The following is a 12442-nucleotide window of genomic DNA, read 5'->3' on the forward strand; positions in this document are numbered from 1 at the left end:
GAATGCCGGGTTATCAGTTAGATGAGACTAGTAGGCAATGGAGAACGTCAAAGAGGAGGCAGACGTTGCCGGCTGTGAAGGCAGCCTTCGTCGCCTGGGGCAGCTGTCTAGAAATAGCCACCCCGTTCGCTAATCTCTTCCGCCTTCATGCCAGCATCGACCCATGATTTGATTTCGATTTCGTTTCGTTCGACTTGTTCAGCGCGAAGCAGCACTTCTTCCACGCGCGAGCGCGGCACCACCAAAGCGCCATCGATGTCTGCCATCACCAGATCGCCGGGCTTGATGAGTACGCCGCCGATCAAGACGGGAACCTGGTATCCGGTGATCTTGCAGCGCGACAGCGCCCCATTCGAAGTGCGATAGCGCGTCCACACGGGGAACTTGAGTTGAAGGATGTCGCGGGTGTCGCGAATTCCTCCGTCGATGATCGCCCCGCGAACGCCTCGCTTCTTGGCGGCGCGAGTCATCACACCTCCCCAATGTGAAGCGTTGTCCTCGCCATTGGCGTTCCACACACACACGGAGTTGGGGGTCAGCTTGTCGAGCATCTCCACCCGAGTGGCGAGCTCGCCCTCGATGGTGGGATCGCAAACCGAGCGGATGGTGAACGCAAACCCGGCGACCACCATTTCGTCGCGGAGCGGGGCAATGCCCGGCGGCAGTGCCTGATTGAGCAGGCACATCTCGCGGAGCACGTCGTTCACGGCTCCTGTGTAGAGACTCTCGTAACGACTGACGATCTCGGCTTCCGGCTCCGTCAACTCGACGATCTCCACGGCATCGCGGAGGAGTTCAAGCTGATCGGTTGCTGGCAAAAATGAAGACACTACTACTGCTCCTGGTTCTACGTTCTGCTTGGAGACACATTGGCGTAAGAGGAAAATTGGACGCAAACTGCTGCCAACGCTCCAAGGCATTATGCCGGAACCAAAGCTCCAGGCACACACAATTGTTGTGTACAATGGAACAAATAACTTATACTACTGACCACTCGCGTCAGTTCGCTTTTTCGTTCCGTTTGCAACCGAAAAGATGCCATATGCCGCAGGTTAAGCGCAAGCTGAAGAAAGTCGCCGTACTGGTCGAGACGACGCGTTCCTACGCTCGCGGGTTGGTAACCGGCATCTCGCGCTACGCCAGAGAGCAGGGCGACTGGGCGTTGTACTTCACGCCCCGCGGCTTGGACGATCCTGTGCCCCACTGGTTGAAGGACTGGTCCGGCGATGGAATCCTCGCCCGCATCGAGAACGAGAAAATGTTGCAAGAGGTTCGCGCCTGCAAAGTGCCAGTGGTCGACTTTCGACGGGTGGTGGAAGTGGGCAACATCCCCGTGATCGGACCGAACGACCAATTGGTATCGCGGAATGTGTACGAGCACTTTCGGCAGCGTGGCTTCCGGCACATCGGCTACTATGGAATGCCGGATAGCGCTGCAGGAGCCATGAAGCGCCGCGCGCAGTACCTGGCTGCGGAGTGCGAAAACGATGACATTCCGTTGTTGCGGTTTCGCAGTCGCACGCGCCGCCGTTATCACACGGCCAGCAGTTGGGAACGCGAGCACGATACGCTGGCGCAATGGCTGTCGGAGCTACCCAAGCCGGTTGGCGTGATGGCTTGCACCGACGACTACGGCGTCCGCTTGCTTGACGCCGCGCGCCGAGCGGACGTTGCCGTTCCCGAAGAGGTAGCGGTCGTGGCTGTGGGCAATGACGAATGCCTGTGCCAATTGGCCACGCCCTCGCTCTCGAGCGTGGCGCTGAACTCCGAACATATTGGCTACGAGGGGGCAAAGGTGTTGGATGGGTTGATGCGTGGTAAGTCGAGAAAGCAAAACAAACAGATTCATATCGATCCCGCTGGGGTCGTACCGCGGTTGTCCAGCGACATCCTGGCGGTGTCCGATCCTCGTGCGGCCTCTGCCATTCGGTTCATTCGAGAGCATGCATTTCGCGAGATCGGCGTCACCGACGTGATGAAGCACGTGCACATGTCGCGCACCGGCCTCAATACCCTGCTGCGGAATGCCATCAACCGCTCCGTCCACGAAGAGATCCGCCGCGTCCGCCTGGAACGCGTCCGCGAACTGCTGATCACGACCGATGCACCGATCAAAGAGATCGCCTACAAGACGGGGTTCCACTATCCGGAGTACCTGGTCCGCGCTTTCAAGAACACGACGGGAAAGACTCCACGAGAGTTCCGCCAGGAAGCGCGCGCGCCGGGCTGAGCGTCGTGCAACTGCTCGAAAGTATATCTTTTATGTTGCCTTGTGCAGCACTTCCTCCTGTTGGTGGGGACTGGTTTTGCTTAGAATTGACCGCACCTTATCAACACACGCCTTCGGCGACTCCCGCGCGATTAAGTTTGCGAAAGCCGCCCGACACCACTTGCGCCAACGCCCGTTATGAGTGAATCCGCTACGAAGTCTCGCGTTGCCCTGGTCACCGGCGGAGGCCGCGGAATTGGGTCCGCGATTGCCCGCCGGCTCGCCGGGGATGGATGTCGCGTGGCGGTGAACTACGCCCATAGTGCGGAGCAAGCCAATCAAGTCTGCGACGAACTGCGAGCGCAAGGACTCACCGCCAAGGCCTATCAGGCGGACGTGCGGCAGGTGAAGCAGATCCATGCGATGTTCGACGAGATTGAGAGCGATTGGGGCTGCGCAAGTGTCCTTATCAACAACGCCGGCATCGTAATCCAGCACGGCACCGAAGAGTTTACCGAGGCCGCCTACGACGCGATCCTCGATACGAACTTGAAGGGCGCTTACTTCTGTGCGCAGCGTGCCATCGCTGCCATGAAGAGCCAGCAGTGGGGTCGCATTGTCAACATCTCCTCGGTGCATGAAACAACGCCCACCGGTTCTAGTGCGCCCTACAGTATGAGCAAGGGCGGGATGCTCATGATGACCCGCGAACTGGCGCGCGAGTTGGGTCCGAGTGGCATTACGGTCAACAACGTCACGCCGGGAGCCATTCGCACGGACATGAATCGCGAGGTGCTGCAGGACGCCGACTACGAAGCGCAAGTCGTCGCCCGCATCCCCGCTCGCCGCATCGGAGATGCCGATGAGATTGCCCACGCGGTTAGTTACCTTGTTTCCGAGGAAGGTGCGTACGTTAATGGAACCTCCCTTTTCGTCGATGGCGGATTGAGCCTCTAGCCTTCGGCGAATACCAAAGCGGCCGATTCAATTCAGACTTTTCAATACCTGGCGGTGATTTCTAGTGAGCCACGCATATGAGGATACCGAGCGGGTCGCCAGCGATACGGACGGTCAGCCAGAAGCGATAACTCCAACGGAGGGAGGTTCCTTCTACCGCTGGGAACTGATCGCCCTGTTGTGGTTTGCATTCTTCTTGAACCAAGGGGATCGGCAAGCCTACGGCGCGGTGATGCCGTTGATTCGCGACGACCTCGGCCTTACCAGCGCCCAACTCGGGCTGGTGGTCACTGTTTTCACCATCATTTATGGGCTGCTCGTTCCCGTGGCGGGACTCGCCGGCGACCTTATTCAAAAGCGTTGGGTCGTCTTCGCCAGCCTATTCATCTTCAGCACCGGAACGCTCCTTACGGGCAGCGCCATGGGACTGGGGATGCTGATCATCTTCCGCAGCCTGGCCACTGGCGCTGGCGAAGCGTTCTATTATCCCGCTGCCAACTCGTTGATCGGTCAGTACCATCACCGCAGTCGCGCGCAAGCGATGGCTATTCATCAAACGGCCAACTACACGGGCATTGTGATCGGCGGATGGTTGGCTGCCTGGATCGGCGAGCACTACGGCTGGCGCACCGCGTTCTATGTTTTCGGCATCGCCGGCATTGCCTGGTCGGCGCTGTTGCTACTACGTTTGAAGAACGATCGGCGACCAGCGCCCGCTGTCTCTCCCGACGCCCAGGTGGAGACAAGCCGTACCGCCTTGCGCCATGCACTCTCCACTCCCACGCTCTATCTGCTTTCGCTTGCCTTTGGCGGAATGATCTTCGTCCATGTTGGGTTCGTCACCTGGATGCCAACGTATTTGTTTGAAAGCTTCGATCTGTCGTTGTCCGAGGCGAGCTTTACCGCCATGTTCTATCATCATATCACTGCTTACGCCGGAGTGCTCATCGGAGCGCGCATAGCTGACCGACTCGTCCTTCGTAGAAAGGGCGCCAGACTGGATGTGGAATTCATTGGATTGCTCTTCGGTGCTCCGTTCATTTGGCTCATGGGAGCCGCCGATACCTACTGGCTAATGTGCTTGGGACTCCTGGGGTTTGGTTTCTTCCGCGGTGTCTACGACTCCAACCTGTTCGCCGCTCTGTTCGACGTCATCCACCCGCGTTACCACTCGACCGCCACCGGCGTCATGCTGTCCATTGCCTTCGTCGTTGGTTCGGTCTCTCCACTTCTCTTAGGCATGATCGAGCAAGACATTGGCCTCGGCACCGGCATCGCGGCCCTCGCCGCGGTGTACGTTGCATCGGCCGTGGTCATATTGATTGCTAGATACGTGACCTTTGATAAAGATCTGTTGAGAGAGGGAGGTCCTAGCTAACCAGGTGACATGAAAGAGATCACACTACACCTAAGCGTAGCGGTATCCGCAGTGGCGGAAGTAGTTTCGCATCTCCGTTTCGCTGAATAGTTCGAGCACTTTGCCGCAGAGTTCAACGAGCGTCTCTTGGGTTCGCTTCGCACCGTCTCGTAGACAACGTTTGAATTTGCTGAACGCCAGTGCGATGCGACACGGACCTCCATGGTCGGCGGCTCCTGGTCAGCACTCCGTTAGCTATTCCATTTGGTGTGCCAGTCTCCCCTTGTGCAACGCCTTACTTTAGCTATCAGGAAACGCAGGCGAGATCGCCACTGCTACGAGCATCGCAACAAGCAGAAGCATTAGCGGATCGAATCGCTCTTAAAGTAGCCGAGAAGTTCACTAAGAGAGCCGGCGCGACGTCAACTTTAGCCTCTGAGGCAAATGGTGCCAAGGTATCTTCACCGAATCAAGGCGTTATACCTACAGCCAGTATCATTTTAGAGAAGTGGAAGTTAGTTCCCGAAGGTAAGGTGGCCCCATTTTACTTAGGGCCGCCCATTTTCTTCTGGTTCGATACTTAGACCCTTAGTCGATAAGTATGTCAAATCACCATCAACATGGAAGAAGTGCTCCTCAGCGTTTTCCCGAGGCGCGACTAGTGGCCCTCGAACAAGGTAAAAAGTCGCATGTAACGACAGATAGATTTATTGGCCGAATCTATTGCCAAGCAAGGGGACGAGTTTCAGAGGGCACTAGAGAAACAAGGTCGACAACTGAGCGCGGCGCTCGAGCGCCAGGGTGAAAAGTCGCGTCGACAGTATGCGGAGCTTCAGCAGCACCTTACGGGACTGGGAGGCACATCGAAGACGAGCGCAGGGAGCGGGAACAGCTGCGGGATGAGCACTATCGCAGAGAGCTACAGCTCACAGTTGAGGCGGCCGCTGCCCAACGATATGAATCCTCCAAGCGATTCGATAAAGAACTAGTCTTGACCCGACAAACGAATGTCGATCGTATTGAATCTTTAGAGCGAGATTTTGACCATCAACAGTGATTAAGCGGCGGTGCATGCATTCTATCACAGCATCCTTCAATCATCCTCATCAAAGACATCCTGCGAGATATCGACCAGCGTGTAGGTACTGCTCGAAGCCACGCCAACCTGGTAGTCGATCATCAGGCGGGTAAGCTCCCCGCCGCCGATCAGAACTACCTTCTTCTTATCGTATCGGTCGACGTATTCGATGGCTTCTCGTGCTGCTGGGGTTTAGTTTGCTGTTTCTGGTTTGTCTGAGGTGTCTCAGTGGGGAGGGTGCCGCGTGTTCAGGGTCGGGGTGGGTCTAAGTTCGGCCGCCAGGAGTCATCTTGAAATAGCACCGGCGTTTACGGCCGAGGCAGACTAGATCTGACCGCGTGAATCGCAATTGCCGAACGCCAAGGAAGAATATGCTTGACAGCCTTCACCTAAACTATTAGGTTAGGCTTCACCCAACGAGAACCAAGCATCATGAACCCCACCGACCGAGAGATTGAAATTCTAAAAGTCCTCTGGGAAATAGGGGAAGGGAGCGTGCGCGAAGTGTTGGAGCGAATGTCGCCCGACGGTCGCATTCACTTCAATACCGTTCAAACGCAGCTGCGAATCATGGATCGCAAGGGTTTGGTTTCGCATCGTCGAGAGGGGCGGACGATGATCTACCAGCCCTTGTATTCCCGTGAGCAGGAGTCGTCTCGTTTTTTAAAGCAAGTCTTTGACGGTTCGTTGGACCAGCTCGTGTTAAGCATGCTTGCCGCGGAGAAGATCAAACCCGAAACGCTGGATGAGCTGGAGGAGTTGATCAAAAAGGCTCGCAAGAGCCAGCGCCGCAAGTGAGACTCGTTGGCAACCAAATGACGACCAAGTGTATCCTCAGGGGAGGTCATTGCTATGCTCGTGTCTGCAATTTTTACGTGGATCGTCCACTGCTGTGTGGTTGGCACTGTGCTGCTGTCAATCGGATGTGCAGTCGCTTGGGCCTGTCGGCAGCCCGTCGATCGACTTCGCGTACTTCAGTGGACGATGGCAACGGTGCTGGCTTCGTTGGTGCTCACCGCCGCGCCGGCGACATGGAAGTTTGCGATCTCGATACCAGCAACCGAGCCCGAAACAGTCTCACGCGTTTCCGTGGCCGATGCAACGCCTGTGGCGAACGACGCCGTCAGGGAGAAGCTATCGGAGGTGGATCTGCAGACGCCGGTACTACCAGCAATCAGTCAGCCGAGCATAGAGGTTGCTGCGCAGCGTGAAGCGTTGCGCCCGACCGTTCAAGCAGCCCCCGCGATAGACTATCGCTGGTGGGCCGTTGCGTCGGTTGTCTTCGTCTATCTCGTGGGCTGCTTCGTCCGCATCGCGCGGACGGTCGTCACTCGCATCCAGTTGCACCTGCTGTATCGTGGTTCTGATGATGTGTCGGTAGCGACTCGGCAAGAGTTTGACCTGATCGCTGGCGAGGCCGGCAATGGTGTGCGCTTACGCAGCAGCGATCGGATAGTTTCGCCCATCACTTGGGGAACGTGGCGGCCGGTGATTGCTTTGCCGCAGCGGGAGATCGCCGGCGACGACTCGAGAACGTTGAACTACTGCCTGGCTCACGAATGGGCGCATGTGCGTCGTGGTGATGCGCGGACGTGGTCGCTGGCGACTTGCCTCCAACTGTTCTTGTACTACCACCCACTATTTTGGCTCCTGCGACGCCAATTGCTGCTTTGCATGGATCGCCTGGCCGACGCGGAGGCATCCGGCGAAGCAGAGCATCCGGCCGACTACGCTGCCTTCCTGGTGCAACTCGCCCGCCGCCAGGCCACTCCGCGCCCGCAGCTGGCCCTGGGGGTAACCGACAGCCGATCGGCGCTCAGGAATCGCGTTGAATCGCTTCTGCAGGCCAAGGAGGCTACCAGAATGCTCTGTCCTGCATGGCGTAGTGTTGCGATCGCCTTCGCTGCTATCGCGCTGTGCTTTGTGACTTCGGGGGTGAGACTCGAAGCAGAACCAGTTGGCACGGATAAGGCAGGAGGCAATTCGGAATCCATTGAGGCAACCGAGTCAGCAGCCGAACCAGACGCTGCCCCAGCTGCCGACATCGAAGTGCCCGACTTCTGGCCGATGGTCAGCGAAGCAGTCGACATCGCCAAGCCGCAAATCGCGGAGTGGCTCAAGGGCACGATGAAGAAAAAGGAGGATGGCAGCATCACCTACATCGGTTTTGTCACCGACGCGGTCACCGAAAAGCCTATCTCGGGCGCAACCGTCAGCGTCCACCACAAACTGAGCCGCGATCCGAAGACCGGGGGATGGACCACCCTGGAGGTTACGAAACACAAGTCGAACCCGATCGGCATGTATAGTTTCGAGCTGCCACCTGAGCAGGTCAAGGAGAGCAGCCTATATATCGAGGTCGAGGCGCACCATCCCGACTTTGCCGCAAAGGGCCGATCAGGGTATTCGCACGGCATGATTCGCAGGAACTTGGAACTGGGCGAGTTGCCATTTTATACGCAGATCAAACTGTGGCCCGGCGAGGCGATCGAAGCAACCGTCGTGTCGCCCGATGGTGAACCCGTCGAAGGCGTGGAAATCTTAATGTACGCCGCGTCCGAATCGTCGAAGAGCTTTCCAAGAGGCTCTTTCGGAAAAACCCAAACGGATGCATCCGGCTACTTTCGCATCGTCCCACCAACGCCAGGCGATGGCGTGCTGTGGATCACAGCGGAGGAATACGAACCGCAGGCCCATCGGATTCGAGATCGCCGAGGCGACTGGGGAACTTTGAAGTTGGCAAAGGGCGCGGACGTTGCTGGAAAGGTGCTCGACGTTAATGGCGAGCCGGTCCCAGACGTGAAGATCGAGGTGCGTCGCAAGGGCGATGGTGAAGAAGTGGATGAGTACTTGAATAGTAACGCGGTCGCCAACCATATCGGTCGGACCACCGTTTCGAGTGAGACGGGCGAGTTTGAACTGGCATCGCTTCCCGATGGCGACTACACGCTGCAGGTTCGACCTAACAGCGACAGCTATGACCCACCACCGCTCGAGCAGGTGTTTCTCCGGCAGAATTTCACCATTGTCGATTCCGAGCCGAAAAATCTCATTGTGCGAGCGGTGCCGCATGTCGAAGTGCACGGGACCTACCTCGACAGCAGTGGCAAACCGCGATCGGGTCACGAGGTGATGCTGTTTGGGCGACTGGATGGTGACTTCTACTTCACGCGAAGCTCGACGCCAGGCAAAGACGGCAAGTTCACCGCCAAGCTGCCGCACGGATTGACGGAAACGAAACTCGACCTCATCACCAACGAGCACAGTGCATTACGCTGGCGAAAATCGTCCGATGAACCGTTGCAGCGTGGCAGGGACGTACGACTGGGCACCGTTGAGGACGACATCCACGGCTTCGAAGTGGTTCGATACGTCGCTCCTATTCTGCTGGTCAAGGCGGTGAACTCCGAGGGAGACGTCGTGTCGGATGTAACGCCGATTGTCACCTATGTGCAGGAAGCGGGAGAAGGGGAGGAAATGACCATGTACACCACCGGTAGCCAAGTGAGCTTCGAGGCTCAGGGCGACGGACGGCATCGTTCGTCGCAGTTGCTGCCGGACGAAACCATCTCGGTCACGATCAAGAAAGAGGGCTACGAGACAACCGCCCAAGAGCTGTCGCTCGAAGAAGGCGAGGAGCGCGAGATCGAATTCACACTTACTCCTATCGCCGACGCTCCCGCCGAAGAAGGTTGAAATGCGCCGCTCATTGATCATCTTCGTTTGGGTGGTGGCGATCTCGCTAGTCAGTCGCTGTGTGCATGCGGACATAGCGCGCAATGACGATGCGGATTCGGGGAATCCGATCGATGAGTTTGTCTTTGCTAGTTTGCAGAAACACGATATCCCACCGTCCGAGCAGTCGACCGACACGGAGTTCCTGCGTCGTCTGTCGCTCACCACGATTGGCCAGCTTCCGACACCGGCAGAGGTGCGCGCTTTCGTTGCCGACTCACATCCCGACAAGCGAGATCGCAAGATTGACGAACTGCTCCGTCACGATTTACATGCAGCGGTGTGGGCGACTGAATTCTGCGAGTTGACTGGTAGCAGTAGCGAAACACTCGCGGGCGCGGATGACGAGAAGATCGATCTCGCGCAGATGTGGCACGAGTGGTTGCGGGTTCGGTTTGCGCAGAACCAGCCGTACGACGAGTTGGTGCGAGCGATTGTCACCGCGACCAGCCGTGGCGAATCGTCTGTGTCGGATTGGATCGACGAGCAAGCAGCCATCACTTTGGCAGCCCGTGAAGGAACGCCAACATCGTACGCCGATCGCGCGAGCCTCGACTTGTTCTGGCGTCGCAGCGATGTCGAGGACAAGTACCCAACGCGGGAAGTCGCAGAACGCATTGCCTCGCGGTTCATGGGTGTACGCATCAACTGCGCCCGCTGCCACGACCACCCGTTCGATCAGTGGACTCAAGAGGACTACCGCGGATTCTCACGGATCTTCGAGCGAGTGCGGTACGGCATGTCGCCCGAACTCCGCCGTGAAGTGGCCAAGCGGATTCAGCAGCGACGCGAAGCGCTGGCGGCCGGCGACGCTGCTCCTCCTGCACTACCTCGATTGACGGAGGTCTACCTGGCCGATGTGGAATCGTCGTTTGCCGACGTGGAGGCCACACCGTTGGGAGGTCCGCCGCTGGACGAAGGAGCGACAGACCCACGTATTGAGTTTGCCGATTGGCTCACTCATCCTGAGAACGAGTTCTTCGCGCGCAATTTCGTCAATCGGGTGTGGGATCACTATTTCGGTCGCGGGCTGGTTGCCCCCCTCGACGGTCACTCGGTGGGCGCCGGCGGTGCGCACTCACGTTTGCTCGATGAATTGGCCACCCGCTTCGTAGCCAGCGGATACGATATCCGTCAACTCGAACGCATGGTGCTTACCTCGCGAACCTGGCAGCTATCGTCGCGAGCGCAAGACGCCGACAGTGCCAACAGCGACTACCTCGCGCGGGCGCGGGTTCGTATCCCCTCGCCAGCGGTGGTGGTCGATATGTGGCATGGAGCCACCGGCATCGATCGCGATTACGGTATCGACAAACTCGGAGGACTGAAGGCAGTCGAACTTGGATCGAGTCGCTTGCCCAATAGCCGGTGGGACCGTTTTCTTAGGCTGTTTGGCCAGACGGGTAGAACCGAAACCTGCGATTGTACGCCGAAAGGTCATCCCACGATCAGGCAGACGCTCGTGTTGATGAGTGATCCACAACTGCTCACCGACATCTCCGGCGGCCACTTGCAGCAACTACTCGCCAGCGAACTATCCGATGCGGAACTCGTCGACGAGCTGTTCCTGCGAACCGTTTCGCGCTGGCCTACCGATAGCGAACGCACCGCAGCGTTGGACGCCTGCGCGGTAGGCAACCGTGGCGAGAAGTTTGAAGACATTCTCTGGGGCCTGTTGAATACGCAAGAGTTCCTCACTATTCATTAACTCGCACTGCCACCAGGCGTGAAAGGCTCGCACCCGATGCCACCAGCTCGAAGACTTGTTGGACGAGGTTCCTCCCGTCGTGGCTTCTTGAAGGTCGGGTTCAGCGGTCTCTTGGGGCTTGGCCTGGCCGACTTCTTGCGCGCCGAGTCGCACCTGCCCAAACACAGGGCTCGCGCGAAATCGATGATCTTTATCTGGCTCGACGGCGGACCCGCGACTATCGACATGTGGGACCCGAAGCCGGACGCGCCGAGCGAGGTGCGAGGTGAGTTTCGCTCGATTGCGACCAGCGTTCCCGGAGTCCAGTTCGGCGAGCAGATGCGCAAAACGGCGGGAGTGCTCGACCATTGCACGGTCGTGCGATCACTGCATCACAACGCGCCGGACCATGATCCCGGTTCGCAGTACCTGATGACTGGTAACAAGCCGAACGCCTCGCTCGAGTTTCCGTCGGTGGGTTCCGTGTTGGCCAGCTTGCTTCCGCCATCGGTAGGGATGCCTCCGTATTTCTGTTTGGGCGACGCGGCATATAGCGGCGCCGGTTTCTTGGGTGCTCAGCATGATCCCTTTCGCATGGCCGTAGGACGACGACCTGATCCAACCGCCATGCATGGCGTGGTACTGCCGGATTCGATGTCTGCCGAACGATTTAAGCAGCGACAGCGACTGCGCGAGGTATTCGATGCGGGATTCGTCCGCAGCCACCACGAAGCGGACATCGTTTCGACACTATCCGATTTCCAGCAACAAGCCTACGACATTCTGGCGTCCGACCGGATTGGCAAGGCCTTCGATCTGCAGCAGGAACCCGAAGCGGTCCGCCAGGACTACGGCGAAAGTAATGTAGGACGCTCAACGCTCGTTGCCCGGCGATTGATCGAGGCCGGTGCGCGGTTCGTCACCGTAAGCACCACCGGGTGGGATACTCACACTGAGAACTTCAGCGCGCTGCGTGGGCTGCTCCCGCCACTGGATCAGGCGCTTGCCGCGCTGATTGTCGATCTTCGGCAGCGAGGAATGCTCGACGAAACGCTCGTCGTGTGCGGTGGAGAGTTTGGTCGAACTCCCCACGTCAACCGCTCCGCCGGACGTGATCACTGGGCCAGGGCGATGAGCTACCTGCTCGCCGGTGGCGGTTTGAAATCGGGTGTCGTTCATGGCAGCACCGATGCCCACGGCCTCGATCCAGTCTCCGATGCTTGCTCTCCCGACGACTTGGCTGCAACCCTGCTTTCGCAGTTTGGCTTCCCACCTGAGTACACTCTTCACACCACATCCGGCCGCCCGGTGAGACTTTTCGAGCACGGACAGGTAATCGATGGGATTGTTGCCTAGCCTACCGCTGCCCGCCGAGAACACGGTTGTGCCACTCACACCTCTGACGCACACGGGTCCACA

The 12442-nt window shown here is 58.2% G+C and carries 8 protein-coding genes; 7 read left to right on the forward strand and 1 reads right to left on the reverse strand.

From position 1 onward, the window contains the following. Positions 1-107: 107 nt before the first annotated feature. On the reverse strand, positions 108-830 hold the full coding sequence (locus ACQK2L_RS08340; RefSeq protein WP_425396484.1) for an RraA family protein: 723 nt from the start codon (positions 828-830) through the stop codon (positions 108-110). A gap of 212 nt (positions 831-1042) precedes the next feature. Here ACQK2L_RS08340 and ACQK2L_RS08345 point away from each other — a divergent pair, with 212 nt between their 5' ends. From ACQK2L_RS08345 to ACQK2L_RS08375, 7 genes are all read left to right on the forward strand, one after another. After that, positions 1043-2230 (forward strand): DNA-binding transcriptional regulator, encoded by a 1188-nt coding sequence (locus tag ACQK2L_RS08345; protein ID WP_425396485.1) that lies wholly within the window; start codon positions 1043-1045, stop codon positions 2228-2230. Between the two features lie 177 nt (positions 2231-2407). Then, positions 2408-3166 carry an SDR family NAD(P)-dependent oxidoreductase gene (locus tag ACQK2L_RS08350; protein WP_425396486.1) on the forward strand — a complete coding sequence of 253 codons (759 nt, stop codon included), beginning with the start codon at positions 2408-2410 and terminating at the stop codon, positions 3164-3166. Between the two features lie 64 nt (positions 3167-3230). After that, complete coding sequence (locus ACQK2L_RS08355; protein ID WP_425396487.1) at positions 3231-4544, forward strand: MFS transporter; 1314 nt, start codon at positions 3231-3233, stop codon at positions 4542-4544. 1489 nt (positions 4545-6033) lie between these two features. Beyond that, positions 6034-6399 carry a BlaI/MecI/CopY family transcriptional regulator gene (locus tag ACQK2L_RS08360; RefSeq protein WP_425396488.1) on the forward strand — a complete coding sequence of 122 codons (366 nt, stop codon included), beginning with the start codon at positions 6034-6036 and terminating at the stop codon, positions 6397-6399. Between the two features lie 54 nt (positions 6400-6453). Then, positions 6454-9297 carry a carboxypeptidase regulatory-like domain-containing protein gene (locus ACQK2L_RS08365; protein WP_425396489.1) on the forward strand — a complete coding sequence of 948 codons (2844 nt, stop codon included), beginning with the start codon at positions 6454-6456 and terminating at the stop codon, positions 9295-9297. Between the two features lies 1 nt (position 9298). Beyond that, positions 9299-11044, forward strand: a complete 1746-nt coding sequence (locus tag ACQK2L_RS08370) for a DUF1549 and DUF1553 domain-containing protein (RefSeq protein WP_425396490.1) — start codon at positions 9299-9301, stop codon at positions 11042-11044. Between the two features lie 36 nt (positions 11045-11080). Then, entirely contained in the window at positions 11081-12379 is a 1299-nt protein-coding gene (locus ACQK2L_RS08375; RefSeq protein WP_425396491.1) for a DUF1501 domain-containing protein, read from the forward strand. Positions 12380-12442 lie beyond the last annotated feature (63 nt).

It is taken from the genome of Aeoliella sp. (assembly GCF_965227375.1).
Lineage (GTDB): Bacteria > Planctomycetota > Planctomycetia > Pirellulales > Lacipirellulaceae > Aeoliella.